Origin of the sequence: Paenibacillus paludis (assembly GCF_042610515.1) — a bacterium.
Classification (GTDB): domain Bacteria; phylum Bacillota; class Bacilli; order Paenibacillales; family Paenibacillaceae; genus Paenibacillus_AQ.
In genome coordinates, this window is record NZ_JBGJZP010000006.1 from 273,181 (window position 1) to 299,658 (window position 26,478).

Sequence of the window (26,478 nt, forward strand, 5' to 3'; positions counted from 1 at the left end):
CGGGCTTTGTCCCAAATCGATTTAATTATTAATTTACTTTTCAAGATCTACTACTACATGATTTTCTTCTATATCCTCATGTCCTGGCTGCCCAATGTCCGTGACAATTTCATCGGAGAGCTGCTCGGCAAGCTCGTGGAGCCTTTTCTGAGTCCATTCCGCCGGATTATTCCGCCGCTGTTCGGAACGTTGGATATTTCCCCGATCATCGCGCTGATTGTGCTTCAATTTGCGGAAGGCGGCGTGCACTCCATTGTGGGCCTGCTCTTCCGTTAATGACATGAAGAATGAAATCTATGGTCATTTTCACCCTGACGAACGGCAATTTGTGGACAAGGCCTGGGAATGGGTCACTCATGCAGGAGAGTATCATGAGCTCAAGCTGACTGAATTTCTGGATCCCCGTCAGAGTTATATTCTGCAGAGTCTTGTGAACCGTCATCCCGATGTTACTATAAGATGGGAGGGCGGCTCAGAAAATGCTGAGCGGAAACGGGCGATGGTGGCACCAGATTACCGTGACCTTTCAGAAGAAGATATGGAACTCAAGGTGCTTGCCATCACCTCCGGGGAACAGAAGTTTTTGGCTTTGGAGCATGGCGATTATATGGGTTCAATTCTTGGACTGGGCATCAAAAGAGGCAAAATCGGTGATATACATGTGCTTGAGGATGGCTGTCATGTTGTAGTGGCGGCGGATATCGCCAATTTCCTGGACGTGAATTTAACCGGAGTACACCGGATTAATGTCAGCACAGAGATTCTGCCATTGTCCGGCTTGCGGAGCAGTGAGGTTAAGCTTGAGATCATGGAGTTGACTGTGGCTTCCTTACGGCTTGATGGGATCGCTGCGGATGTGACCCGGCTCAGCCGGAGCAAGATACTTGCCCCGATCAAAGCCGGAAGGGTCCGGGTGAACTGGAAGGTGGAGGAAGACCCCTCCTGTGGACTTAAAGACGGCGATATGGTCTCCATTCAAGGTTTTGGCCGTTTTAAGGTTCTGGAGATCGGAAGTTTGACGAAAAAAGGCCGTTACCGGGTTCAGGTTGGCAAATTTGTCTGAATCGTTTGCAGGAATCCGGATTTGCTTGTCGAAATTCATTATCTCTAGGGAAGCAAACATTTTGAAAGCTGGGCGCCGATACTTGTAGAAGAGGCGGATCCTTAAACGGCATTCGGAATGATAACCAGCCTTAATTTTCTTGCAGAAACACTTGCCGCTTTATCCAGACAGGCATGTTCGTTTCTTCTTAAAGTACAGTCTTTCTTCTTTGTCTGCCGGGACAAATTATGTTCTATGGGCATAAGAGGTCCGAAATTTCTAGGAGGTGCACAGCATGCCATTAACGCCGCTCGATATACATAACAAGGAATTCTCCCGGAGAATCCGCGGTTATGATGAAGACGAGGTCAACGAATTTCTGGATCAGGTAATCAAGGATTACGAAAGTGTCATTCGTGAGAACAAGGAGCTGCACAATCAGCTATTGTCTATTCAAGAGCGCCTTGATCATTTTGTGAATATTGAAGAAAGCTTGTCCAAGACAATCATCGTCGCACAGGAAGCGGCAGATGATGTCAAGAACAACTCCAAAAAGGAGTCACAGCTGATTATCAAGGAAGCGGAAAAGAACGCTGACCGGATTATCAACGAAGCGTTATCCAAATCCCGGAAAGTAGCGATTGAGACGGAAGAATTGCGCAAGCAAGCCTCTATCTACCGCACCCGTTTCCGGACTCTCGTCGAAGCACAGCTTGAACTGCTGTCTCAGGATGATTGGAACGCCCTGGAGAGCCGCGAAGTCAGTGAGAACGTGCTTTAACCTTCTAAAATGCTGAGCATATCATGTGAGATGAATATTTCTTGTTTTCCGGCCACAGTTATACCGTGGCTATGAATATTGACATTTTGTCTTAAAACGTCTATAACTAAAACATATCTGTACCATAATCATTCGATGACGGGACAAGTACGATAAGGTTACGTTCTCCAGAGAGTCGGTGTTTGCTGCGAGCCGATTGTTCACACCTTGCCGGAAGATCTTCCCCTAGAAGCTGAGCTGAAGCGTTAATTCGTGCGTAAGTTTAGCCGTCTGCCGGACGTTATCCCGGACCCGCGCGTTTAGATTGTCTGCGCGGAACTGAGATTGTGCTGAATACACTCCCCCTGAGGATGTGCCTGAAGCACAGAATTAGGGTGGTATCGCGAGCGTCGTCTCGCCCCTTGGGGGCGGGATGGCGCTCGTTTTTGTTGTTGCGGGGCGCGATCCCCCTAAATCCCCCTTTCCAAGGGGGACCCCAAGGGCTGGCCGCCCTCTGGACACCCGCAACAAGGGCATTGTGCAGAGAGTGGCGTCCGCGGACGGGTAGGGATTTGTTCGACGGGGGAGCGCCCCTTCTTAGGCTCCCCTGGCGGGTACGCCTGCGGGGCCTTTCCTGCTCAAGGGCAAAGGCAAAGACGGCTTGCGGCGGCTGCGCCCCGCCGCGAGGGCAACCCGGCCCAGCGCTGCCCTGACGGGATCGCGGGCCGGGGGCCCAAGGCAAGAGCAAGGGCAAGGGCAAGATCAAAGGCAAGAGCAAGGGCAAAGACAGCTTGCGGCGGCTGCGCCCCGCCGCGAGGGTAACCCGGCCCAGCGCTGCCCTGACGGGATCGCGGGCCGGGGGCCCAAGGCAAGAGCAAAGGCAAGAGCAAGAGCAAGAGCAAGAGCAAGAGCAAGAGCAAGAGCAAGAGCAAGAGCAAGAGCAAGAGCAAGAGCAAGAGCAAGAGCAAGAGCAAGAGCAAGAGCAAGAGCAAGAGCAAGAGCAAGAGCAAGAGCAAGAGCAAGAGCAAGAGCAAGAGCAAGAGCAAGAGCAAGAGCAAGAGCAAGAGCAAGAGCAAGAGCAAGAGCAAGAGCAAGAGCAAGAGCAAGAGCAAGAGCAAGAGCAAGAGCAAGAGCAAGAGCAAGAGCAAGAGCAAGAGCAAGAGCAAGAGCAAGAGCAAGAGCAAGAGCAAGAGCAAGAGCAAGAGCAAGAGCAAGAGCAAGAGCAAGAGCAAGAGCAAGAGCAAGAGCAAGAGCAAGAGCAAGAGCAAGAGCAAGAGCAAGAGCAAGAGCAAGAGCAAGAGCAAGAGCAAGAGCAAGAGCAAGAGCAAGAGCAAGAGCAAGAGCAAGAGCAAGAGCAAGAGCAAGAGCAAGAGCAAGAGCAAGAGCAAGAGCAAGAGCAAGAGCAAGAGCAAGAGCAAGAGCAAGAGCAAGAGCAAGAGCAAGAGCAAGAGCAAGAGCAAGAGCAAGAGCAAGAGCAAGAGCAAGAGCAAGAGCAAGAGCAAGAGCAAGAGCAAGAGCAAGAGCAAGAGCAAGAGCAAGAGCAAGAGCAAGAGCAAGAGCAAGAGCAAGAGCAAGAGCAAGAGCAAGAGCAAGAGCAAGAGCAAGAGCAAGAGCAAGAGCAAGAGCAAGAGCAAGAGCAAGAGCAAGAGCAAGAGCAAGAGCAAGAGCAAGAGCAAACCTTGCGAAAGTGCTGCGCGCCTAGCGTGCTTGAGGTAAAGCGGGCCGCTTGCGGCGACAAGCGGGGATAACACCAAAATGAACTCTACATCCGCCTCTCCCTGGAATTTAGACAATATTCCGGGTGTCCAGAGGGCCGGGGCCCTCGGGGTCCCCCTTGGCTAAGGGGGATTTAGGGGGATCGAGCAGCTTTATAGACTAAACCAAGGAAGGATTGACCAGCAATGCAAAAAGTAGATGTCAGAGAAAAAGCGCGGGCAAGAGATGTCCGCATTCTGAAGAAATGGAGCGATGAGAATACGTTCCGCAGATCCATGGAGAACCGCGAGGGCCGTCCGAACTATGTGTTCTATGAAGGACCTCCGACAGCTAACGGCGTACCGCATATCGGGCATGTGCTGGGCCGGGTCATCAAGGATTTCATCGGCCGCTACCAGACGATGAAGGGCTACCGCGTTGTGCGAAAAGCGGGCTGGGACACTCACGGCCTGCCGGTTGAACTCGGCGTGCAGAAGAAACTCGGAATCTCCGGCAAGCAGGAAATTGAAGAGTACGGCGTGGAGAAGTTCATCAAAGAGTGCAAAGAGAGCGTATTTGGTTACGAGAAGCAGTGGCGTGAGTTCACGGAAGCGATCGGTTACTGGACCGATCTGGATAATCCGTATGTGACGCTGGATAATACGTACATCGAAAGTGTGTGGAATATCCTGGCTACGGTGCATGAGAAAGGTCTGCTGTACCGCGGACACCGCGTCAGCCCGTACTGCCCGAGCTGCCAGACAACGCTGAGCTCCCATGAAGTGGCGCAGGGCTATAAGACGGTGAAGGACCTCAGTGCAACGGCCAAGTTCAAGCTGGATGGCAGCGGCGACTATGTCCTGGCCTGGACGACCACCCCTTGGACGCTTCCGGCGCATATGGCGCTGGCGATGAACCCGGAGATGGAATATGTCCGTGCGCAGCAGGAAGACGGCGTATACGTGCTGGCCAAGAACCTCGTGGAAGAGGTACTGAAAGGGGAGTATACGGTTCTTTCTACGCACAAAGGCTCTGACTTTATCGGTCAAAGCTATACCCCGCCGTTTAGCTATATCCAGGCGGAGAAACATAATGTGATTGTTGCTGCATCCTTCGTAACGGATTCCAGCGGTACCGGGATCGTGCATATGGCTCCGGCACATGGTGAGGATGACTATAAGAGCTGCCGCGACAACGGCATCAGCTTTGTCAATGTGGTGGATACTTCCGGTAAATACACTGATGTGGTAAGTGATTTTGCCGGACGGTTTGTGAAAGATTGCGATTTAGATATCATCAAGGTGCTGTCCGAAAAAGGGCTGCTGTACAATAAAGAGAAATACGAGCACAGCTATCCGTTCTGCTGGCGCTGCGATTCTCCACTGCTGTATTATGCGACAGACAGCTGGTTCATCAAAACGACAGCGATCAAAGATCAGCTGATCGCCAACAACAACAGCGTAGACTGGTATCCTGACCATGTGCGCGAAGGCCGCTTCGGCAAGTTCCTGGAAGAGCTGGTGGACTGGAATATCAGCCGCAACCGCTACTGGGGCACACCGCTGAATGTCTGGGTTTGCCAGGACACCGGCAAAGAATTTGCGCCGCACAGCATCGCTGAACTCCGCTCGATGGCGATCGGCGAAGTCGCTGAGGATATCGAGCTGCATAAGCCATATGTAGACAACATCAAGCTGCGCAGCCCGTTCAGCGAAGGCGGCGTGATGGTGCGTACTTCTGAGGTCATCGACGTATGGTTTGACAGCGGCTCGATGCCGTTTGCCCAAAGCCACTATCCGTTCGAGAATGAAGATAGATTCGCTGACCAGTATCCGGCAGATATGATCTGTGAAGGAATTGACCAGACACGCGGCTGGTTCTACAGCCTGCTTGCGGTATCGACGTTGTTCAAGGGCAAAGCGCCTTACAAGGCAGTTATTGCCCACGGCCACATCTTCGATGAGAACGGCCAAAAAATGTCCAAATCCAAAGGCAATGTCATTGACCCTTGGGAAATCATGAACGAATACGGCACCGATGCTTTCCGCTGGGCGATCCTGTCCGACAGTGCGCCGTGGAATAACAAACGTTTCTCGCGCGGTCTGGTTGGTGAGACCAAATCCAAGGTTGTGGATACGCTGGTCAACACGCATGCGTTCCTGACGCTCTATGCCGGTATTGACGGATACGACCCTGCAGAGCATCCGTTCAAGGTATCCGGGCATAAGCTCGACCGCTGGATTCTCTCCCGCTTGAACAGTCTGCTTCTAGTTGTGGAAAAAGGCCTCGCCATCAACGACTTCGTTAATTCGTCCAAAGCGATTGAGAACTTCGTGGATGAACTGAGCAACTGGTATATCCGCCGCTCACGCGACCGGTTCTGGGGCAGCGGGCTTGACGAAGAGAAGCTGGACGCTTACCGTACGCTGACACATGTGCTGCTCACAACGGCTACGCTGATGGCTCCATTCACACCGATGCTGTCGGAAGATATCTATACCAACCTTGGCGGCGGGGAAAGCGTACATTTGGCGGATTATCCGGCTGCCGACGAGAGTCTGATCGATCTTGAGCTGGAGCGGGATATGGAGAGTGCCAGAGGCATTGTCGAGCTTGCCCGCAACGTGCGCAACGAGACTGGCATCAAGACACGCCAGCCGCTGTCCGAGCTGATCGTTTCCCTGGACGGCAGCTTTGATGTAACGGATTATGAAGAGATCATCAAGGATGAAATCAATGTCAAGGGAATTGTGCTGGAGAACAGCGACAGCGGGTTTGTTGATTTTACGCTGAAGCTGAACCTGAAGGTAGCCGGTAAAAAATACGGCAAGAGCGTAGGCTTCCTGCAAGGCTACCTGAAAGGGATGGACAGCGACGCTACCCGCAAAGCGGTACAGGACGGTGTGATTGCCATCGTGTCGCCGGAAGGGGAAGAACTGCAGATTACTGCCGAGGAGCTGCTTGTTGAGAAGCAGGCCAAACCGGGTTTTGCATCAGCCTCCGGTTACGGGCTTACGGTAGCACTGAACACGGAAATCACTCCTGAACTTGAGCAGGAGGGCTGGGTCCGCGAAATTGTCCGTGCAGTGCAGGATTACCGCAAACGCCTAGATCTGGCGATCGAGAAACGGATTGCGCTCACGCTGCAGCTGGATGATGAACTGAAAGCGGCAGTGACTGCTTTTGAACATGTACTGCGTGAAAATGTACTTGTGACTAACGTGGAGTTTGACGGAGCGCATCCATTTGAAACGGTGGATGCCGGCGGCAGATCCATTGGTATCCATATCGGAGCCTAAAGAGAAGGTAAATGCTGATCCCCGTATCGCTTGTCTCCAAATGACATATACTAGCGGCATAAGAAGAAACGTCCAGGCCTTTAGCATAGGGCAGGGGCTTTCGAGATTGGCGGTATGTGTACCGCTGATCAGGAAGCCGTTTCTGCGGAAATATGAGGATCTTTACTGAGAACCTTATATTTATGCGCAAAATGACGAGCCCCGTGTTCGGGGAGAGATTACCTCTCCCCGAACCGGGCTCGTTTATTTTGTGGACGTTAGGGAAGGAGCTAGAGTGTTTTGGAGGGTCGGAAAGAAGGAAGCAAAAGCTCCGGGCAGCAGGGAGAAATCTCCGCCGCAACTGGCGAGGGCAGCGGACTGGATCAGGCGCCGGATTTCAAACGGGAGACTGAAGCGGGAGCAGAGGCCCTTTCCCAGGACGAGAAAGTGAGCGCGGTATACCGGCTGACATTGTGGCTGGCCCGGGAGATGGAGAAATCGCGGGTTGCTGAATATACACAGCTGCTGCATTCGCCCTGGCGGCTGATCTGGCTGAACATAATATCAGGAATAGCGCGCGGGGTGGGGATTGCCCTCGGATTCACTTTTTTTGCAGCGACGATCATTTATGTACTGCAGATGCTGGGGGCGCTGAACCTGCCGATTATCGGAGATTATATTGCAGATATTGTGCGGATCGTACAGCACCAGCTGGAGCTTAAGACTTTTTAAAGATTAGAGAATCATTGATCTGGCGTGTGTACCTAAAAAAGGAGCAGCACATGGCTACTCCCTTTCCTTTTTAGCGGACGGATCCAGCAGGTAGCTGCCTTCCTCGGTGTCCATATAATGGCGGTAACTGGTTCCTTTGATGATGGTCAAATGGTTTCCGGCGATATCGGTCGCCACAAAGTTCTCCCACGGCTCCACGAAGCCTTCGGTTTCGTCGGCCTCAATCTCCATATCGTTGTAGGAGCTGATATCATTGCCTTCGGCCATGGCCGGGGAGTTGGAGCTGCCCCAGCTTTCGACGATCTGCCAGGCATCTTCGCCGTCAAAACCGTTTTGCTCATCGCGTTCGTCAAGGCTGGTGCGTCCAAAAGGCGGGGACAGCAGCTCTTCTTCGACCGGCCGGGTAAACGGCGCGTTCTGGCGTGGGGCATGCTCCTTGCTGTATCTGGTGGATGGAATGGCTGAGAGGCGCTCATATGGAATCGGATTGCCGCTGGCGATACAAATCCCGTAGGTGCCTTCATCCATGGCCTGCAGAGCGGCTTCGATATCGTCCAATTCATGCTCGTCGCGTTCCAGCAGGGAAATATCTATCGAGCGGTTATACAGCTCAGTGGCGGCATCGCCGGGATGGTTGTCGATTTCGGACAATTCCCCGGTTGTATCGCGCATGGCTTCCTGCAGACCGTAATGCTCGTTATTTTGCAGCCTGTGGCGGATTTCCTCCTGCTGCTGCTGCAGCGCTGCACGCAGCTGCGAGAGCTGCTGTGATGTCAGATGGCTCATAGGCGAGTGCTCCTTTCAGATGCTTTTGTCATAACGTACGCTTCCCGGCATTCCTGCCGGTTCGTTCTTTGATAGCTTGACCGGAGAAGCGTCTTTTTAGCGATGGTAAATAGTCCCCCGGCCTTAAAAGGGTTATACGGTCCGCAATAGACGGCTTCTTGAGGCCTGTGCTACAATATACAAGTCTTTATTCAGTATTTGTACCGCTATAACGCGGGAAAAATAAGAACGGAGTGACAACTTCTGTGGTGTACTATCTGATTGCGCTAATTGTGTTTTTGATTGACCAGGGTACCAAATATGTGATTGCTACCCGGCTGGAGCTCGGCGAGCAGATTCCGGTCATAAACGACTTCTTCATTATTACCTCCCACCGCAATAGTGGAGCCGCTTTCGGAATTCTTGAAGGACAGCAATGGTTTTTCTTTATAGTTACGGTTGTTGTTGTCGTCGGAATTGTCTGGTATATGAACAAGGCCAAAGCCTCGCGGAAGCTGCTTCCTACCGCTCTGGCATTGGTGCTGGGCGGAGCTATAGGCAACTTTTTGGACCGGATGCTGAACGGTGAGGTTGTTGACTTCCTGATGTTCAACTTCGGGAGCTACACCTTCCCTATTTTTAATGTCGCCGACTCCTGCATCGTGATTGGGGTTGGACTGATTATTCTCGATACACTGCTGGATATGAAGAGCGGAGAAGAAATCATCGAAGTTAAGGAATCAAAGGAAGTAAAAGAAGGGAATGAATGATTTGAACAAGGACGTCAATCAGCAGGCAGGTGCTATTGCCTACGAAGAAGAAAGGGACGTCACGGAGTGGATTGTTTCCGGAGAGAATGCCCGGGAGCGGGTTGATAAATATATTACGGAGGCCTGGGAAGAAGAAATTTCACGCTCTCAGGTACAGCTGTGGATCAGCAGCGGACATGTTAAGGTAAACGGTTCTCCGGTTAAGGCCAACTATAAGCTGAATGAAGGCGATGTTATCGCTGTTACAGTTCCAGAGGCTGAAGTTACCGATCTGATTGCGGAGGATATTCCGCTTGAAGTGGTCTATGAGGACAGCGATGTTATTGTAATTAATAAGCCTCGCGGCATGGTTGTGCATCCGGCAGCAGGGCATCCGTCCGGTACACTGGTCAATGCGCTGATGTTTCATTGCAAAGATCTGTCCGGCATCAATGGCGAGATTCGTCCCGGGATTGTGCACCGCATTGATAAAGATACTTCCGGTCTGATTATGGCAGCCAAAAATGATGCCAGTCATGCTTCACTCGCTGCCCAGCTCAAAGAGCACAGTGTAACACGCCGCTACATCGCAGTGGTGCATGGTAACCTGGCCCATAGCCATGGAACCGTAGACGCTCCGATTGGCCGTGACCCGCATGACCGCAAGCTGTACACGGTAACCGAGAAGAACAGCAAACGTTCCGTGACCCATTTTACCGTGCTGGAACGCTTTGGCGACTGCACACTGCTGGAACTGCAGCTGGAAACCGGACGGACCCATCAGATCCGCGTGCACATGAAGTTTATCGGGCATCCGCTGGTCGGCGATCCGGTATACGGGCGCAGCAAGGGGATTATGATGAACGGACAGGCTCTGCATGCCGCCGTACTGGGCTTTAAGCATCCTTCCACGGGTGAGTATATGGAGTTCAGCAGACCGATTCCGGCAGATATGGAAGAAGTGCTGTTTACGCTGCGCAGCAGATAAGTACAAATGAAGTGATCATAAATCCATGGTTTTGGAGACAATTTTGCTTCATATTTAATGATATATTTAATAATAGCCAGGAGATGAGAACAAAATTATGAGTATCGAACAGTATCAAGAGACTTTCATTCAGACTAATTTTGCGGACCGCATCGGCGGTGCGAATTACGGCAAAGATACAGCTATTTACAAATTCGAGAAAATCAAACGCGCCAAAGCATCGGCGAAACAGGATTTTCCTAATATTGAATTGATTGATATGGGCGTCGGCGAACCTGACGAGATGGCGGATGAAGGCATTGTTGCAAGACTTGCCATCGAAGCGGCCAAAGAAGAAAACCGCGGCTATTCCGACAACGGAATTCCTGAATTCAAAGCTGCCGCTGCAGCTTACCTGAAGGATGTATTTCGTGTAGAGGGGATCGACCCTGTAAACGAGGTTGTGCATTCCATCGGCTCGAAGCCGGCTTTGGCCATGCTGCCATCCTGCTTCATCAATCCGGGTGACATCACCATTATGACGGTTCCGGGTTATCCGGTACTGGGTACCCACACCAAATATTTGGGTGGACAAGTCTATACGGTGGAGCTCAAGAGAGAGAACAACTTTCTGCCTGATCTGAATTCCATTCCGGAAGATATCGCCCGCAAAGCGAAGCTGCTCTACCTGAACTATCCGAATAACCCTACAGGTGCCAGCGCAACTCCTGAATTTTTCAGCGCCGTTGTAGACTGGGCCAAAAAATATAACGTCGTAGTCATCCATGACGCTCCGTATGCAGCGCTGACATATGACGGTGTGAAGCCGCTGAGCTTCCTGTCCGTACCCGGCGCGAAGGATGTCGGCGTAGAACTGCACTCACTCTCCAAGTCTTACAACATGACAGGCTGGAGAATCGGGTTCGTTGCCGGCAACCCGCTGGTCGTGAAAGCATTCAGCGATGTGAAGGACAACAATGACTCCGGCCAGTTCATCGCGATTCAAAAGGCTGCCGCCTACGGTCTGGAACACCCTGAGATTACTGAAGCGATTGCTGCCAAGTATTCCCGCCGCCACAACATGCTGGTGGACGCGCTGAACAGCCTGGGCTTCAAGGCAGAGAAACCAAAAGGTTCTTTCTTCCTTTATGTAGCTGCACCAAAAGGTGTCAAAGGCGGACGCCGTTTCGAATCCGGCGAAGATTTCTCGCAGTTCCTGATCCGCGAGAAGCTGATCTCCACCGTGCCTTGGGATGATGCAGGCCCATTCGTACGTTTCTCCGTTACTTTTATCGCCAAAGGTGAAGAGGAAGAGAAACGTGTAATCTCCGAAATTCAAAGACGCCTCAGCGACGTTGAATTCGAATTCTAAAATAACGGGCAACTAAGAAGCCGCCGCAGAGAAATCTGCGGCGGCTTCTTGTTGCAGCATGCTCAAGATAGACGGTAAGATTTTCTGTGAAAATTGTTAATATAACGGAATAAAGACTCCCCATTATCTTCGACAGCAACTCCCTGCTTCAGCGGGCGCAGCATTGCCTGATACGGCTCCGGCACCCAAATATATTGATGGATATACGGTGTCAGCTTGAAACCATTCCGTTCCCAGAAATGAATACGCTCAAGATGTGCAGCTGTGTTTCCGGCTTCCACCTCAATGATGATTCCACTGGCGTTATGCACTTGTTCAGCCCAGTGAATGATTTTTTCCAGAAACAATGAGCCAAGGCCTTCTCCGCGCGACTTCTTGGCAACTGCCAGATAGTCAATGATAAGCCGCTTGTCGGTCGTCCCTCCAACGATCCCGGTTACAGCCATTGCTACAACCTGTCCATCAGATAGGCCTGCATGCAAATAAGCTATTCCTCTGTCCAGCATATTGTGCAGAATTCCTGCCGGTTTGGCCCCGCTGGGAAAAGCCTCCTGATACATGGGTTCAATTAACTCCCATAAGCTATCATTCCAATGCGCAGCTGTGATAAATTCCAGTTCCATTATCAGTCGCCTCCGGTCTTCATCATATCAAAGCGGAAGCAGGGACGTAAAACAAGTAGAGGTTAACCGGCACTCCACCCGAAGGGTCGTGCTGGACAGCCTGACGGGTCCTATCCGACTATATAGGCTACGCTGTGATGTATGGCATTCCGCCCTTGTTTCCGGTCTTAATCATCAGCTTCATCAAATAAGCTGGCGTTCTTTTTTGCTTCTTACTTTTAAACTGAAAAATTCCACGTTTAGGTGGAAGCAGTGGAGGGGATTTTGGAACTGTAGGAGCGAATGCGTCCGCCTTTAGGTTTGGATTTCTACCGCTAGTAGCGGTATCAATCAAGGAATCCAAACCTAACAGCGGCCGAAAGTCCAAACATTCCCGCAGTCTGCGTCCTTTCACCTAAACCTCCCTCGAGTTTTCTGATCCCACTGCCTCCCATTTGACACAAGCCATGACTTCTGTCATAATTCTGTTAAATGAATATGCGCCTTTAATTCAGTCCCGTGAGGCTGGCAAGGTAACGTGAATCGAGGTTCGCGACTTAAGGAAGGAATCCGTATGAGTACGGAGGGTCTTTTTATGCGCGCGGACACGCCATCTTTTTGAATCTGCGGATTTCACTCCTTGCCTGCTTTGGGCAAGGAGTTTTTTGATTTCCGGGAGCTTGAACGGGCGTACAAGCAGGAGGATGACGGATTATGGTTACTGAGAAAAATGTCATTATGGATGAAACGGCAATTCGCCGCGCACTGTCGCGCATTGCCCATGAGATTTTGGAGAAAAACAAAGGTATCGAGAATTGTCTGCTGGTAGGCATCCGGACACGCGGCATTTACCTGGCCCAGCGGATCGCAGAACGTATCAAGGAAATTGAAGGTGTTGATATTCCTTACGGCGAGCTGGACATCACACATTACCGCGATGACCGCGAAGGCGGAGATAACCGGGAAGCGATGGACCGGACGGTAGTGAAAAGCTACCTGACCCTGCCGGAAGGCAGCAGCGGCATCCACGACAAAAAAGTGATTTTGTTTGACGATGTGCTCTACACCGGTCGCACGATCCGCGCGGCGATGGATGCCCTGATGGATTGCGGACGGCCAAGGATGATCCAACTCGCTGTACTGGCTGACCGTGGACACCGGGAGCTTCCGATCCGTCCGGACTACATCGGCAAGAACGTACCTACCTCCAGGCATGAGCAGATCGAAGTGGCGCTGACCGAATTCGACGGCAAGGATGAAGTTTACATTATTTCAAACCGGGAGGAACGATAACAATGATGACGGCAACCAAGGTGAAGGAACGCAGTCTGCTGGGGATTAAAGAGCTGGACAGCTCGGAAATCCGTGAGCTATTGGAGAGAACAGCGTACTGGGACAATCAGGCCGAGAAGCTGACCCCGGTACTGAGATCACATTTTGTTGCCAACATGTTTTTTGAGAACAGCACGCGCACCCGCTTTTCCTTCGAAATGGCCGAGAAACGCCTTGGCGTTCAGGTGCTGAATTTCACGGCTGCGGCTTCCAGTGTAGAAAAAGGCGAGTCGATCTACGATACAGTACGCACACTGGAATCAATGGGGATCGATGCCGGAGTTGTGCGTTTGAAGCCTGCGGGCGTGCTGCAGCAGCTGGCCGAGAAGGTGTCCATTCCGCTGATCAATGCCGGAGACGGTAATAACGAGCATCCGACACAAGCACTGCTGGACCTGTACACAATGAGCAAAAATTTTGGCGGGCTGAAGGGCCTCAAAGTTTCGATTATAGGGGATATTATGCATAGCCGGGTTGCACGCTCGAACCTCTGGGGACTGACAAAGATGGGGGCCAAAGTGCAGTTCTGCGCACCGGAGAATATGCAGGCGCCGGAACTTGCTGCCTACGCTCCTTATGTGAGTATGGAAGAAGCGCTTAAGGCTGATGTAGTCATGATGCTGCGGGTTCAGCTTGAGCGCCATGCATCCGGCATACTGCTGTCTGCCGAGGAATACCGGAAACAGTATGGATTGACGGAAGAACGGGCGGCGCGGCTCGATAAGAACACGATCATTATGCATCCGGCTCCGGTGAACCGCAACGTAGAGATTGATGACGCAGTGGTCGAAAGCAGCCAATCGCGGATTTTCCCGCAGATGTCCAACGGCGTGCCTGTGCGGATGGCTGTAATGGAGAGAGCCCTTCAATAGCAACTCTCCAAGTTAAAAAAAGCTGACATAAATACACTAATAAATATACACAAAGATGAATTTTTATTATATAATAATCAGAGAGCTTGCGGCTGCGGCCTGCAGGTAAAAGGAGAATCATAACCGTGATCATTAGAAACGCCAGCGTGCTCAACCAGGAAGGCGAGTTAGAGACTAGACATATCGTAGTTCAGGACGGCGTAATTTCCGCAATTGAGAGTAATCTGGATGCGCTCGACGAATCCGCTGAAATCATAGAAGCCGAAGGCAAACTGCTGATCCCGGGACTGATTGATATGCATGTGCATCTCCGCGAGCCTGGCTTTGAGCATAAAGAAACGGTAGAAACCGGAGCACGTTCGGCTGCCAAGGGCGGATTTACTACTATCGCCTGCATGCCGAATACACGCCCGGTAACGGACAGCCCGGAAATCGTACAGTTTGTGAAGGATAAAGCGCGCGAAGCCGGACTGGTGAAGGTGCTCCCTTATGCGGCGATCACGAAAAATGAGCTGGGACGCGAGCTGACCGATTTTGCCGCACTTAAGGAAGCTGGAGCCATTGGTTTCACGGACGACGGAGTAGGCGTACAGACTGCCCAGATGATGAAGGATGCCATGAAATTGGCTGCCGGGCTGGATATGCCTGTAATCGCGCATTGCGAGGACGATTCGCTGGTTGAGGGCTGTGCGGTCAACGAAGGCAAGTTCGCAACCGCGCATGGCCTCAAAGGTATTCCGAACGAGTCGGAAGCGATCCATGTCGGACGCGATATTCTGCTGGCTGAAGCAACCGGTGTTCACTATCATGTCTGCCACGTCAGCACGGAACAATCGGTGCGGCTGATCCGCCAGGCCAAGCAAATCGGCATCAAGGTGACCGCGGAGGTATGCCCGCATCATCTGCTGCTGTCGGAGGAAGACATTCCGGGCATGGATGCCAATTGGAAAATGAACCCGCCGCTGCGTTCGCGCCGCGACGTGGAAGCCTGCATCGAGGGTCTGCTCGACGGGACGCTGGATATCATCGTGACCGATCATGCACCGCACAGCGAGGAAGAGAAAGCGAAAGGCATGCAGCTTGCACCGTTTGGCATTGTCGGATTTGAGACAGCATTCCCGCTGCTCTACACCGCTTTTGTGGCAACCGGCAAATGGGACCTGTCCCTGCTGGTGCAGCGGATGACCGCTGATCCGGCCCGGGTGTTCCGGCTGAATACAGGCCATCTCACGGTTGGGGCGACTGCCGATTTGACGCTGATCGACCTTAAGGAGGAACAGGAAGTAGATCCGGCTTCATTTGCCAGCAAAGGACGCAATACTCCTTTTGCCGGATGGAAGCTTAAAGGCTGGCCGGTTATGACATGGGTAGACGGCACAGCGGTATGGACTAAAGCTAATTAATGAACTGGTGGAGCGAAGATGCCGGCTGTATGGGGCAAGGTGAACATGCGGCGGCATTTTGGCGCGTTACACTCCGCTAATGATGCAAGGCATAGAATCAGACTACAGAAACAAGAAGGAGTGGATGGGAATGCAGGCGAGATTGCTGCTACAGGACGGAACGCTGTTTACAGGCACCGCATTTGGCGCTGAAGGCGAAAAGACGGGCGAGGTTGTTTTTAACACAGGAATTACGGGATATCAGGAGGTGCTGTCGGACCCTTCGTACTGCGGGCAAATCGTCACCATGACTTATCCGCTGATCGGAAATTACGGCATTACCCGTGATGATTTCGAATCTGTGCGTCCTTTTGTACACGGCTTTGTTGTACGCCGCCATGAGGAAGTGCCAAGCAACTGGCGCGCCGAATACAGCGTGGATGACCTGCTGAAGGAATATGGCATTCCCGGAATCAGCGAGATCGACACGCGGATGCTGACCCGCATTATCCGCCACCACGGCACGATGAAGGCCATTCTAACCACTTCCAACAAACGTGTGGAAGAGCTCATGGAAATGATGGGCGACACGACCATTGAGGAGCTGCGCAATCAGGTAGCCCGGACATCTACTACCAAAACGTACAGCAGTCCGGGGAACAAAGAACGGATCGTGCTGGTCGATTACGGCGCGAAGACCGGTATCCTGCGCGAACTGAACAGCCGCGGCTGTGATGTTGTAGTCGTGCCGCATGATGTGACTGCAGATGAGATCCGCCGCCTGAACCCGGATGGCATTCAGCTCTCCAACGGTCCTGGGGACCCTAAAGACGTGCCGTATGCCGTCAACACGATCTCCGAGCTGCTCGGCGAATACCCGATCTTCGGCATCTGCCTGGGTCACCAATTGTTCGCCCTGGCTTGCGGCGCCGACACAGAGAAGCTTAAATTCGGCCACCGCGGCGGGAACCACCCGGTTAAGGAGCTGGAGAGCGGACGCTGCTTCATTACCTCGCAGAACCATGGCTACACAGTAAACGAGGATTCAGTTGTCAATACCGAGCTTGAGGTTACGCATATCAACAACAATGACAAGACAGTCGAAGGACTCAAACATACCCGCTACCCCGCATTTTCGGTGCAGTACCATCCGGAAGCGGCGCCGGGACCGCATGACAGCAGCTATTTGTTCGACCGTTTCCTGGAAATGATTGCTGATCACAAAGCGAAGACGCCAGCAGGCTCACGCCAGGCCCAGCTTGCCGCAAATGCCAGAATCACGGCACCACAACCCAAAGCACAGCTTGAAGCCGTGAAAGGAGCTCTATAACATGCCAAAGAACGATAAACTTAAAAAGATTCTCGTCATCGGTTCCGGCCCGATTGTCATCGGCCAGGCTGCCGAGTTTGACTATGCAGGAACACAGGCCTGCCAGGCGCTCAAAGAAGAAGGCGTGGAGGTTGTGCTGATCAACAGCAACCCGGCCACGATCATGACCGATACCAATATGGCCGACAAGGTATACATCGAGCCGATTACACTTGAGTTTGTTACGGCGATTATCCGCCAGGAACGCCCGGATGGCCTGCTGCCGACACTGGGCGGACAGACCGGCCTGAACATGGCCGTGGAACTGGCCCGAGCAGGTGTGCTGCAGTCGGAGAATGTGAAGCTGCTGGGCACACAGCTGGAATCCATCGAGAAAGCAGAAGACCGGGATTTGTTCCGCGAGCTGATGCGCGAGCTGGATCAGCCGGTACCAGAGAGCACAATTATCACGACTGTGGAAGAAGCGATGGGTTTTGCCGCAGGAATCGGCTACCCGCTAATCGTTCGTCCGGCCTATACGCTCGGTGGAACCGGCGGCGGCATTTGCGACAACGAGGAAGAGCTGCGTGAAACCGTCAAAGCGGGTATCCGTTACAGCCCGATCGGTCAATGTCTGGTGGAGAAAAGCATCGCCGGTATGAAGGAAGTTGAATATGAGGTTATGCGGGACGCGAACGACAACTGTATCGTTGTCTGCAACATGGAGAACTTTGATCCTGTCGGCGTACATACAGGCGACAGTATCGTTGTGGCACCAAGCCAGACGTTGTCCGACCGCGAATACCAAATGCTGCGCAGCGCGTCACTTAAGATCATCCGCGCGCTGAATATCGAAGGCGGCTGCAACGTGCAGTTCGCGCTTGATCCGCAAAGCTATCAATATTATGTCATTGAAGTAAATCCCCGGGTCAGCCGCTCCTCGGCGCTGGCGTCGAAGGCGACCGGTTACCCGATTGCCAAAATGGCAGCCAAAATCGCTCTCGGCTACACCCTGGATGAAATTGTTAACCCGGTTACAGGACAGACATACGCCTGCTTCGAGCCGACACTGGACTATATCGTCAGCAAAATTCCGCGTTGGCCGTTTGACAAGTTCACATCGGCGAACCGTAAACTGGGCACGCAAATGAAAGCAACCGGCGAAGTCATGGCGATTGGCCGTACCTTTGAAGAGTCGATTCATAAAGCAGTCCGTTCCCTGGAAATCGGTGTCCACCGTTTCCGCCTGCCGGGCGCAGAGCAGCTGGAAGACAGCGTGCTGCGGGGTCGTCTCGCCAAAGCGGATGACGAGCGGCTGTTCCTGATCGCGGAAGCGTTCCGCCGCGGCTACGGCCTGCAGGAGATTCAGGATATCACCAGCATTGATTGGTGGTTCCTGTCCAAGATTGAAGGCCTGGTGAACTTCGAGGATGTGCTGCGCAGCGAAGAGACGCTGAGTGCCGAAACCTTGTATCAAGCGAAACGCAAAGGGTTCACTGACCGGGCAATTGCCGAGATCCGGGCGGAAGGACGTCCGGGCGGAGCTCAGACGAAGGAAGTGGATGTTCGTGCTATGCGCCTTGCGCAGGGACTAACTCCAGTCTTCAAGATGGTAGATACATGCGCGGCTGAGTTCGAAGCCTCCACACCTTACTACTACTCCACTTATGAGACGGAGAATGAGGTTATCCATTCCGACAAGCAGAAGGTTATCGTGCTCGGGTCCGGACCTATCCGGATCGGTCAGGGGATTGAATTCGATTATAGTACCGTACATGCGGTCTGGGCGATCCAGAAAGCCGGCTATGAAGCTGTAATCATCAACAACAACCCTGAAACAGTATCGACCGACTTCAACACCTCGGACCGGCTCTATTTTGAACCGTTGTTCTTCGAGGATGTCATGAATGTCATCACCCAGGAGAATCCGATTGGCGTTATCGTCCAGTTCGGAGGACAAACTGCCATTAACCTTGCTGCGCCGCTGGCTGCAGCCGGTGTAAATATTCTCGGCACCAGTCTGGAAAGCATCGACGAAGCTGAAAACCGCAAGAAATTCGAAGCGCTTCTGGCCCGTCTGAATATTGCACAACCTAAAGGCAAGACGGTAACCGATGTGAGTCAAGCCGTAGAAACAGCTCAATCGCTGGGATATCCGGTACTTGTACGTCCTTCCTATGTACTGGGCGGCCGTGCAATGGAGATTGTCTACAACGATGCGGAATTGCTGAGCTACATGGTTGAAGCGGTGAAGGTGAATCCGGAGCATCCGGTGCTGATCGACCGCTACATGCTGGGCAAAGAGGTCGAAGTTGACGCGATTTGCGACGGCGAGACCGTAGTCATCCCTGGTATTATGGAGCATGTAGAACGTGCGGGTGTCCACTCCGGTGACTCCATCGCTGTCTACCCGCCGCAATATCTGGATGAAGGCCTGAAGCAGAAAATAAGCGAAATCACCATCAAGATTGCAAAGGAACTGAAAACGATTGGCCTTGTCAACATCCAGTTCGTCATTTACCAGAATGAAGTATATGTGATCGAAGTGAATCCGCGCTCTTCGCGTACGGTTCCTTTCCTGAGCAAGGTAACCGGCATTCCTATGGCCCATCTTGCTACCAAGATCATTCTCGGCAGCAAGCTGAAAGACGATGGCTACACCGAAGGCCTCTGGCCGGAAAGCGACTATGTGTCGGTAAAAGTGCCGGTGTTCTCTTTTGCCAAGCTGCGCAGAGTGGAGCCTACCTTAGGACCGGAAATGAAATCGACCGGCGAAGTCATGGGCCGCGACAAGCTGTATGCCAAAGCGCTCTATAAAGGTCTGATCGGAGCAGGCATGAAAATTCCGGCAACCGGAGCAATCATCGTTACGGTAGCAGACAAAGACAAAGCTGAGGCAGTTGAGCTGATGAAGGGCTTCCACGCCATGGGCTACAAAATCATTGCCACCGGCGGTACGGCGCAAGCCCTTGAACAGGCAGGCCTGAACGTGATGAATGTCAACAAGCTGGATGAAGGAGAGCCGACGATCCTTGATCTGATCCGCGGTGGTCAGGCCAACTTTGTCTTCAATACGCTGACTAAAGGCAAAACGCCGGAGCGCGACGGTTTCCGCATCCGCCGCGAAGCGGTAGAGAACGGTGTCGTATGTATGACCTCACTGGATACAGTAACGGCGCTGCTGATCATGCTGCAGACGATCAACTTCTCGTCGCAGTCCATGCCAGCTTTTGTCGGACAATAACCTATAGATGTATGAGCAGCCCTTTCGGGCATGCCACAGGAACGGTTTGCGTTATCGCAGACCGTTCCGCTATGCCCGGGGACCCGGTAACCGTTAAAAAATGACCAAAGGAGCTGAACCGTACGTGAAACAAATGGACTCACAGCAGCTTGAACACGAGAATATCGGAGAAATTACCAGACGGGATGAAATGGCTGGGCGGCTGATGATTGCCCTGGATTATCCTGATGCAGCGCAAGCGAGGCTGCTCATTGAGAAGCTGGAAGGCATTCCTTGTTACATGAAGGTTGGGATGCAGTTGTTCTATGCAGCCGGACCAGACTTCATCAGAGAACTGAAGGCCCGCGGTTATTCCGTGTTCGTCGATGTCAAAATGCATGATATCCCCAATACGGTGCGGGGTGGGGCGGAGAGCCTTACGATGCTCGGTGTGGATATGTTCAACGTACACGCCTCCGGCGGCTCGGCCATGATGGCTGCAGCCCTGGACGGGGCTGCCCAGGCGGTCAGCCTGCACCCGTCGCTGAGAATGCCGCTGATTATCGCAGTGACACAGCTCACCAGCACCAGTCAGGCAGTGATGAACAGCGAGATTGGCATTGCCGGGAATGTAGCGGACACCGTGGTGCGTTACGCCAAGCTGGCGGCTGAGGCCGGCCTGCACGGCGTGGTAGCTTCACCGCAGGAGTCGGCAGCGATCTCTGCAGCGTGCGGACCGGAGTTCCGCACGGTTACCCCGGGCATTCGTCCGGCAGGGTCTTCCCTGGACGATCAGTCCCGGGTGATGACGCCGGGACAAGCTATCCGGCAAGGCAGCCACTACCTTGTAGTGGGCCGGCCTATTACGGCTGCGGCGGATCCGCGCGCAGCCGCACTATCTATTATTGAGGAGATGACTCAAGCATGAGCACATTATCGAATACAAGCCAGCAAGTCGCCAGCTATCTGCTGGAGATTGGGGCAGTGGCGCTGCGTCCGCAGGAGCCTTTTACCTGGACCTCCGGCATCAAGTCGCCCATCTATTGCGACAATCGCCTGACCTTATCTTTCCCGGCAGTGCGCGGCTACATTGCCGCTGGCTTCGCAGAGCTGATCAGAGCCAGCTACCCGGACGCTGAAGTGATTGCGGGCACAGCCACTGCGGGTATTCCGCATGCGGCCTGGGTGGCCGACAAGCTGGATCTGCCGATGGCATATATTCGCGACAAAGCCAAAGGCCACGGCAAGCAGAACCAGATCGAAGGCATTATCTCTCCCGGACAGAAGGTCGTTGTGATTGAGGACCTGATTTCTACCGGCGGCAGCTCCATTAAGGCGGCGCAGGCGGTACAGGAGGCCGGAGGAGAGGTGCTGGCCGTACTGGCCATCTTCAGCTATGAGCTGGACCGGGCCACTGAGGCATTTGCGGCAGCAGGTGTGCCGCTGCAGAGCTTGTCCAACTACAGCACATTGATTGATGTAGCACTGAGTCAAGGCACAATCGCTGAAACCGATGTAGCGCTGCTGCAGTCCTGGCGCAAAGATCCGGCCTCGTTCGGCGTGTAGCAGAATTGTATCCGGAATGTTAGCCGGGGTTATCCGGCAATGTTTTTCAGGCCCTCACCGCAAGGTGAGGGCCTTGCTGTTTTTTTATTGGCGGATACCGTATTCGGCGGCTTATATTTTAAAAACTGGGCATGATAACTTCAGGGAAGGAAGACATCCATTATCGTAACAAAGGAGAAGAAGGCATCATGAACTGGATATACTTCGCGAAGCTGTTCAGGACGAGATTTCAAGCAGGCTGCCTGGCCAAGAGGCTGGAGCAGGACGGTTGGATTTACGGCTATCATGATCCGCGATTTGTGGAAATTTATCGCTCCCGCAAGGGCCGCTACGGGGTGCGTTTCCTGCCCTGAATAAATTAACAAAATCATCCTTGACTTTAGTGCCTGGTATATTGTATATTAACTATTGTCGCTGTTTGAATATGATTACTGACGCGGGGTGGAGCAGCCCGGTAGCTCGTCGGGCTCATAACCCGAAGGCCGCAGGTTCAAATCCTGCCCCCGCAACCAATTTATTTCCTACAGCCATTGTATATCATACGGATACTTTAGATCCGGGCCCTTAGCTCAGTTGGTTAGAGCGGTCGGCTCATAACCGATTGGTCACAGGTTCGAGTCCTGTAGGGCCCACTTCACTAAAACCCTTACCCTGTAAGGGTTTTTTACTGTATGTAGGCAGATAAAGTGAGAATGAAAAGTCTTCCGGGAATCTGCTGAAAAGGCAGATGGTCACATTTTGGTCACGGCGTTGAAAGATCCTCAGGATTCTTACTCAATGTCATCTTGGAATCGATCAGATCAGCAGCATCTCTCTGCATATCAGGGAGTAGGTGAGAGTAACGATCCAGATAGATCTGAACACTGCTGTGTCCAAGACGCTCGGCGCCGATTTTGGCATTTATTCCATTGTTCAATAACATGGAAGCATGTGAATGCCTAAGATCATGGAAACGAATCTTGGGTAGCTCTGACTTTCCTGTTAAGAATGCGAACGTTTCTGTAACTCGTCGCGGCTTAATGGGCTCGCCATTAGCATAGCAGCATACAAGATCATGATCCTTATAGTTGCCTACCCCAATGTTTTGTTTGTCAATTTCAATCATCTGCTGACGATGCTTTAGGTCAGCGATAAGCATATTGCCAATAGGAATTCTACGAGCTGAACTTGAAGTTTTGGTATCTTGAATGATAATGCCTTTGGAGGGTGTCCAGTTCACCGTTTGTTGAATCATCAGGCTCTTGCCTTCCCAATCGATGTCTCCCCACCTTAGCCCAAGGACTTCTCCTTTACGCATGCCTGTATGAATAGCCAGGGAATAAACAATATGATGAACATGGCCTTCAGCGGTATCCAAAAAGTGCAGACACTGCTCCATGCTCCAGGTCTTCATCTCCTTTCTCCGCAGCTTAGGAGCTTCTACCTTGTCCAAAGGGTTCGAAGCAATCATTTCCCACTTCACAGCTTGTCTGAATGCCTTACGCAGGATAGCGTGGATATGGCGCACGTAATCCGGAGAGTACTTTTCAAGTAGTCCATTGTAAAATCTGTTGATGGTCAAGGGTTTGAGTTGCTGCAGTTTTTGCCTTCCGATAACCGGGATAATTCGGCTATTAATAATCGATTCTTCAACATCGTAAACTGTGGCTTTATATTTCTGCAGGGCATATTCTTTTAGCCATATCTCGAAAAAGGCTGCAATTGTCATGTTGTTCTCAGGGATATATTCGCCTTTATGCACACTGGACAGAAGCGCTACCAATGCCCGATCGGCTTCTTTTTGTGTAGGAAAGCCTCCTTTCTTTTTTTGCATTCTTTTTCCTGTCCCTTGATCCAATGGAAGATCAACGACATAAGTCCATGTTTTTCCTCGCTTAAATACCTTTCCTTTCATGAGTTCCTCCCACTATGAATTTTTCATCAGTATATTTTTATGTGCATCACTCCCTTCAAGATTTTAGAAGTTCAAAGTATCGTCAATGGCTTCCATTGATAAATATAGCCGTGTCGACAATTTGCCGTGTCGCCATGCCACGCGCGATAAGTTTATAGCAACGAAGCCTTTGCGATCGGCATGGATAGAGAGATCGCCGGAAAGTATAGTTGCTGAATCATGGGACATATAAGATGGCATTTCGCAGCTTTCATAATTTCCATCAACCTCAATCTCTAAAGGGTTGTCCCAATCAAAGCCTTCAGATTGTTCGATGATAAGCGTATGCGGCCGGGAACAGTCGCCATCCCAATTGTAATAAGCACGAATATGTAAGTTGGCTCGATTCGATGTGTAGCTTTCTGAGGAGTCACGAATGATTTCATGAGTGATACCTGCTGATTCAATGGCGGATAAAAATACACCTTGCCTAACACGATCTTCAATTTCTTCATAGCGTTTCTTGGCAAAATCTAGCGGAACACTGAATTCCCGGGATATGTATCCTATTGCTTCACTTCTCACGGATGACAACCTTAACTTTTCAAGCATAAAGAAGGGGATGGCGGCGTAGAAAACAAAACGGTCTGCTTCACTCTCCTGCGCTTTGGTGAATAGCTCGGGCATTATTGTTTGATTTCCAGCATGGCGGAGCATATGGCATAGTTCATGAAGGAATTCAAGACGCTGTTTATCTTCAGGAAGGCGGTTATCCAGGAATATGGTGTATACGTCTGGGGAAACTTCAATTCCTTTGCTTTTTTTATTATGGTAATGGACCCACACATTGAATTTTGCTGCCAATGATTCGACAGATAAATGCTCAGGTTTTGTGATCCGATGCCCTTTGTACAATTCATTTATCTTTTGTTCGAGTGGGGGAGTCTTGTAATTCATAATCATGTTGTTCACCTCTAAACGGGATCGTATGTTCTTGTTTTGATTAAAAAGAAAAGCCATTTCTGGCTTAGGTATTTCTGTCAGCTTCACCTTGAATATCTCCAGGCTTCCGGCCTTTCTCTTTCTCCTGAAGTATCTTGAAAATTTCTCGCATTTCTTCACGGCGCTCTTCCGGTGCAGATAGATAATCTCTGAAGAAAATACCGTGCTCTGGATTATTGATAAACGCTTCAAATTCAGTTTGATTTTTAGAGTTCACAGTCCTGGACTTAGGTATATCTGTTCGGCCAAAGAGATAGTCAGTGTCAACATCGAAGCGATCCGCAATGTCATTCGCGAATTTAAAAGGAGGCTCCCTTTCGTCCCGTTCATACATACCAATTGCACTCTCACTCAATTTGAACAAGACTCCAAAGTCCTTTTGAGTAAGATTATTATCCGTACGAATTTTACGTAATCTTTGACCAAATGTCGCCATCGTTTCATCACCCGTCTATACAATAACACATAACGTGTTATTTTTTAATAAAGAACACAAAACGTGTTGACAGCACAAAACGTGCGGTGTATATTTATTTCAACAACACGAATCGTGGCTTTTTTAAGAGAGGCGGTGTGTAAAGGAATGAAAGAATTAATTGCAAAGAGACTGATTCGACTCCGTGGTGAAGCATCCAGAGAAGAAACTGCGAGTGCAATTGGTATTAGCATAAGTGCACTCCAAATGTATGAGAACGCACAAAGGGTTCCAAGGGATGAAATTAAAGTGAAGATTGCCGCGCACTATAAACAATCGGTACAAACTATTTTTTTTGATCTTGAACCGCACGAAACGTGCCTTTTAAACAAACACTCTGCTACCAAAGAGGTGATCTAGTCATGGCAAAGGCATTAAAAACACCTTCAACATTTGCTGAAGCCCTTCGCTTAGCTGCTGATTTGGCAGAACAGAATGAAAAGCTGGAACGGCAACTCACAGAGCTTCGCCTGAATGGAGAATATCCAGAAGTACTCCGGCCCGTTCATATCCAGAAGCTACTAGGTTTCAGCCCCCCGAAAGTGAATGAGCTCACCAAGCATCCGACATTCCCTCACTTGAACCGCAACCGCCAAAAGGGTGAGGCTGTTACCGTCCTTAAATCAGATCTGTATCAGTGGCTGAAGACTGAAAGGTACTAATATGTAAACCCGCCGAGTTGTACCGACAACAGTGATTGGGGATTCGGCTATGGGAATTGCTTAAGAACATCATACATCAGGCCTCTGTCCAAGTACAATTTGCTTTAAAACGTTAGTTAATAGAGTGTCAACACTAACATGGTATGAACTTGAACAAAAACGGATTTATTCAAATTGATATCGGAGGATAGCAGACTCTATGAAGATATTCCTCCTATATAGCCATGGGTTATACCGCGATTATTATGATCTTCAGTGCGTATCTTTGCCTCAAGTCCTGACACAGAATAATGCTTGAATAAATAATTGAGGAGTAGTTGTATATGGGAAGCTTTAAGAACTTGCTTAATATCCAACAGCCTTTAGAAAAGTCAAATGAATTTGAAGACATTGAACAAAGAAAAAACACTCTTTTCAATGATGATACTAAAAACATAGAAACCATATTACAAAACTGCTTCGACGCTGGATTTGAACCGAAACTACTGTCTGGAATAATCGACACGTATCGTCTCGACCATTTAAACGATCCACTATTGTTAGCTTTCATTGACGATTTGGAAGTAAGGTACGTTATCTCATTCGATTTACCAGGACTTAATTGAAGATCAGATTTAAGAGAAAATTTACACTTAAGCCAAATAAGCAGGTAAGACAACGTTCTTCAACCAGGAGGTGAATAGTGATGGCCATGAAGAATCAACATACCGTCACAATAACGGGTGGGCCATTACTTAAAGCTAACATTATCAATGCTCTTAAGTATCTGGGGAACAAAAAACTAGATGAAATGAAGAAGAAAACCGCAATGTAATTAGAT

At 51.0% G+C, this 26,478-nt stretch carries 26 protein-coding genes, 2 tRNA genes and 1 other annotated feature; of the genes, 23 read left to right on the forward strand and 5 right to left on the reverse strand.

Going from position 1 to position 26,478, the window contains the following annotated elements; genetic code table 11:
- Nucleotides 1–6: 6 nt before the first annotated feature.
- The 6 genes from ACAN56_RS14030 (at nucleotide 7) to ACAN56_RS14055 (ending at nucleotide 7,507) form a co-directional block, all read left to right on the forward strand.
- Nucleotides 7–276, forward strand: a complete 270-nt coding sequence (locus ACAN56_RS14030) for a YggT family protein (RefSeq protein ID WP_038595345.1) — start codon at nucleotides 7–9, stop codon at nucleotides 274–276.
- Between the two features lie 4 nt (nucleotides 277–280).
- On the forward strand, nucleotides 281–1,063 hold the full coding sequence (locus ACAN56_RS14035) for a YlmH family RNA-binding protein (protein ID WP_038600456.1): 783 nt from the start codon (nucleotides 281–283) through the stop codon (nucleotides 1,061–1,063).
- A 274-nt stretch (nucleotides 1,064–1,337) separates the two neighbouring features.
- Entirely contained in the window at nucleotides 1,338–1,823 is a 486-nt protein-coding gene (locus ACAN56_RS14040; RefSeq protein WP_038595344.1) for a DivIVA domain-containing protein, read from the forward strand.
- Nucleotides 1,824–1,949: 126 nt separating this feature from the next.
- Nucleotides 1,950–2,228: a binding site (T-box leader), on the forward strand.
- Nucleotides 2,229–2,593: 365 nt separating this feature from the next.
- Complete coding sequence (locus ACAN56_RS14045) at nucleotides 2,594–3,550, forward strand: hypothetical protein (protein WP_379143494.1); 957 nt, start codon at nucleotides 2,594–2,596, stop codon at nucleotides 3,548–3,550.
- Between the two features lie 153 nt (nucleotides 3,551–3,703).
- The gene (gene ileS, locus ACAN56_RS14050; RefSeq protein WP_379143496.1) at nucleotides 3,704–6,796 is read left to right on the forward strand and encodes an isoleucine--tRNA ligase; all 3,093 of its coding nucleotides are present in this window, start codon (nucleotides 3,704–3,706) and stop codon (nucleotides 6,794–6,796) included.
- Between the two features lie 357 nt (nucleotides 6,797–7,153).
- Nucleotides 7,154–7,507 carry a DUF5665 domain-containing protein gene (locus ACAN56_RS14055; protein WP_379143799.1) on the forward strand — a complete coding sequence of 118 codons (354 nt, stop codon included), beginning with the start codon at nucleotides 7,154–7,156 and terminating at the stop codon, nucleotides 7,505–7,507.
- A 54-nt stretch (nucleotides 7,508–7,561) separates the two neighbouring features.
- On the opposite strand, the gene ACAN56_RS14060 is transcribed toward ACAN56_RS14055, so the two are convergent.
- Nucleotides 7,562–8,293 (reverse strand): TraR/DksA C4-type zinc finger protein, encoded by a 732-nt coding sequence (locus tag ACAN56_RS14060; RefSeq protein WP_038595339.1) that lies wholly within the window; start codon nucleotides 8,291–8,293, stop codon nucleotides 7,562–7,564.
- A gap of 245 nt (nucleotides 8,294–8,538) precedes the next feature.
- Here ACAN56_RS14060 and lspA point away from each other — a divergent pair, with 245 nt between their 5' ends.
- The 3 genes from lspA (at nucleotide 8,539) to ACAN56_RS14075 (ending at nucleotide 11,360) form a co-directional block, all read left to right on the forward strand.
- On the forward strand, nucleotides 8,539–9,042 hold the full coding sequence (gene lspA, locus ACAN56_RS14065; RefSeq protein WP_038595337.1) for a signal peptidase II: 504 nt from the start codon (nucleotides 8,539–8,541) through the stop codon (nucleotides 9,040–9,042).
- Entirely contained in the window at nucleotides 9,035–10,009 is a 975-nt protein-coding gene (locus ACAN56_RS14070) for an RluA family pseudouridine synthase (RefSeq protein ID WP_379143499.1), read from the forward strand. The genes lspA and ACAN56_RS14070 overlap by 8 nt, the downstream gene beginning before the upstream one ends.
- Before the next feature lie 97 nt (nucleotides 10,010–10,106).
- Nucleotides 10,107–11,360 (forward strand): LL-diaminopimelate aminotransferase, encoded by a 1,254-nt coding sequence (locus tag ACAN56_RS14075; protein ID WP_038595334.1) that lies wholly within the window; start codon nucleotides 10,107–10,109, stop codon nucleotides 11,358–11,360.
- Between the two features lie 62 nt (nucleotides 11,361–11,422).
- Here ACAN56_RS14075 and ACAN56_RS14080 read toward each other — a convergent pair whose 3' ends face one another.
- On the reverse strand, nucleotides 11,423–11,983 hold the full coding sequence (locus ACAN56_RS14080; RefSeq protein WP_379143501.1) for a GNAT family N-acetyltransferase: 561 nt from the start codon (nucleotides 11,981–11,983) through the stop codon (nucleotides 11,423–11,425).
- Between the two features lie 693 nt (nucleotides 11,984–12,676).
- On the opposite strand from ACAN56_RS14080, the gene pyrR reads away from it, so the two are divergent.
- The 10 genes from pyrR (at nucleotide 12,677) to ACAN56_RS14130 (ending at nucleotide 22,278) form a co-directional block, all read left to right on the forward strand.
- The gene (gene pyrR, locus ACAN56_RS14085) at nucleotides 12,677–13,255 is read left to right on the forward strand and encodes a bifunctional pyr operon transcriptional regulator/uracil phosphoribosyltransferase PyrR (protein ID WP_379143503.1); all 579 of its coding nucleotides are present in this window, start codon (nucleotides 12,677–12,679) and stop codon (nucleotides 13,253–13,255) included.
- A gap of 2 nt (nucleotides 13,256–13,257) precedes the next feature.
- On the forward strand, nucleotides 13,258–14,166 hold the full coding sequence (locus tag ACAN56_RS14090) for an aspartate carbamoyltransferase catalytic subunit (RefSeq protein WP_038595331.1): 909 nt from the start codon (nucleotides 13,258–13,260) through the stop codon (nucleotides 14,164–14,166).
- A gap of 119 nt (nucleotides 14,167–14,285) precedes the next feature.
- Nucleotides 14,286–15,569: a dihydroorotase gene (pyrC, locus tag ACAN56_RS14095; protein ID WP_379143801.1), complete on the forward strand. Its 1,284-nt coding sequence runs from the start codon at nucleotides 14,286–14,288 to the stop codon at nucleotides 15,567–15,569.
- 130 nt (nucleotides 15,570–15,699) lie between these two features.
- A complete protein-coding gene (gene carA, locus ACAN56_RS14100) occupies nucleotides 15,700–16,878 on the forward strand; it encodes a glutamine-hydrolyzing carbamoyl-phosphate synthase small subunit (RefSeq protein ID WP_379143506.1) in 1,179 nt (392 codons plus the stop codon).
- Nucleotide 16,879: 1 nt separating this feature from the next.
- Complete coding sequence (gene carB / locus ACAN56_RS14105) at nucleotides 16,880–20,101, forward strand: carbamoyl-phosphate synthase large subunit (protein WP_379143508.1); 3,222 nt, start codon at nucleotides 16,880–16,882, stop codon at nucleotides 20,099–20,101.
- A gap of 133 nt (nucleotides 20,102–20,234) precedes the next feature.
- Nucleotides 20,235–21,008 (forward strand): orotidine-5'-phosphate decarboxylase, encoded by a 774-nt coding sequence (gene pyrF, locus ACAN56_RS14110; protein ID WP_379143803.1) that lies wholly within the window; start codon nucleotides 20,235–20,237, stop codon nucleotides 21,006–21,008.
- Entirely contained in the window at nucleotides 21,005–21,646 is a 642-nt protein-coding gene (pyrE, locus tag ACAN56_RS14115) for an orotate phosphoribosyltransferase (RefSeq protein WP_379143510.1), read from the forward strand. Before pyrF ends, pyrE begins: the two co-directional genes overlap by 4 nt.
- 188 nt (nucleotides 21,647–21,834) lie before the next feature.
- On the forward strand, nucleotides 21,835–21,999 hold the full coding sequence (locus ACAN56_RS14120; RefSeq protein WP_019909365.1) for a hypothetical protein: 165 nt from the start codon (nucleotides 21,835–21,837) through the stop codon (nucleotides 21,997–21,999).
- Nucleotides 22,000–22,081: 82 nt separating this feature from the next.
- A tRNA-Met gene (locus ACAN56_RS14125) sits at nucleotides 22,082–22,158 on the forward strand.
- A 46-nt stretch (nucleotides 22,159–22,204) separates the two neighbouring features.
- Nucleotides 22,205–22,278: transfer RNA gene (locus ACAN56_RS14130), tRNA-Ile, on the forward strand.
- Between the two features lie 110 nt (nucleotides 22,279–22,388).
- Here the strand turns inward: ACAN56_RS14130 and ACAN56_RS14135 are convergent.
- The 3 genes from ACAN56_RS14135 to ACAN56_RS14145 all read right to left on the reverse strand — a co-directional run bounded on the left by ACAN56_RS14135 (nucleotide 22,389) and on the right by ACAN56_RS14145 (nucleotide 24,957).
- A complete protein-coding gene (locus ACAN56_RS14135; protein WP_379143513.1) occupies nucleotides 22,389–23,540 on the reverse strand; it encodes a tyrosine-type recombinase/integrase in 1,152 nt (383 codons plus the stop codon).
- Nucleotides 23,541–23,603: 63 nt separating this feature from the next.
- A complete protein-coding gene (locus ACAN56_RS14140) occupies nucleotides 23,604–24,569 on the reverse strand; it encodes an ImmA/IrrE family metallo-endopeptidase (RefSeq protein WP_379143515.1) in 966 nt (321 codons plus the stop codon).
- Entirely contained in the window at nucleotides 24,547–24,957 is a 411-nt protein-coding gene (locus ACAN56_RS14145; RefSeq protein ID WP_379143517.1) for a helix-turn-helix domain-containing protein, read from the reverse strand. Before ACAN56_RS14145 ends, ACAN56_RS14140 begins: the two co-directional genes overlap by 23 nt.
- Before the next feature lie 147 nt (nucleotides 24,958–25,104).
- Here ACAN56_RS14145 and ACAN56_RS14150 point away from each other — a divergent pair, with 147 nt between their 5' ends.
- From ACAN56_RS14150 to ACAN56_RS14165, 4 genes are all read left to right on the forward strand, one after another.
- Nucleotides 25,105–25,356, forward strand: coding sequence for a helix-turn-helix transcriptional regulator (locus ACAN56_RS14150; protein WP_379143519.1), 252 nt, complete (start codon nucleotides 25,105–25,107; stop codon nucleotides 25,354–25,356).
- A 2-nt stretch (nucleotides 25,357–25,358) separates the two neighbouring features.
- Nucleotides 25,359–25,658, forward strand: coding sequence for a hypothetical protein (locus tag ACAN56_RS14155; protein WP_342436775.1), 300 nt, complete (start codon nucleotides 25,359–25,361; stop codon nucleotides 25,656–25,658).
- A gap of 323 nt (nucleotides 25,659–25,981) precedes the next feature.
- Nucleotides 25,982–26,263 (forward strand): hypothetical protein, encoded by a 282-nt coding sequence (locus ACAN56_RS14160; RefSeq protein WP_379143521.1) that lies wholly within the window; start codon nucleotides 25,982–25,984, stop codon nucleotides 26,261–26,263.
- 80 nt (nucleotides 26,264–26,343) lie between these two features.
- Nucleotides 26,344–26,472: a hypothetical protein gene (locus ACAN56_RS14165; RefSeq protein WP_379143523.1), complete on the forward strand. Its 129-nt coding sequence runs from the start codon at nucleotides 26,344–26,346 to the stop codon at nucleotides 26,470–26,472.
- The last annotated feature ends 6 nt before the right edge of the window (nucleotides 26,473–26,478 follow it).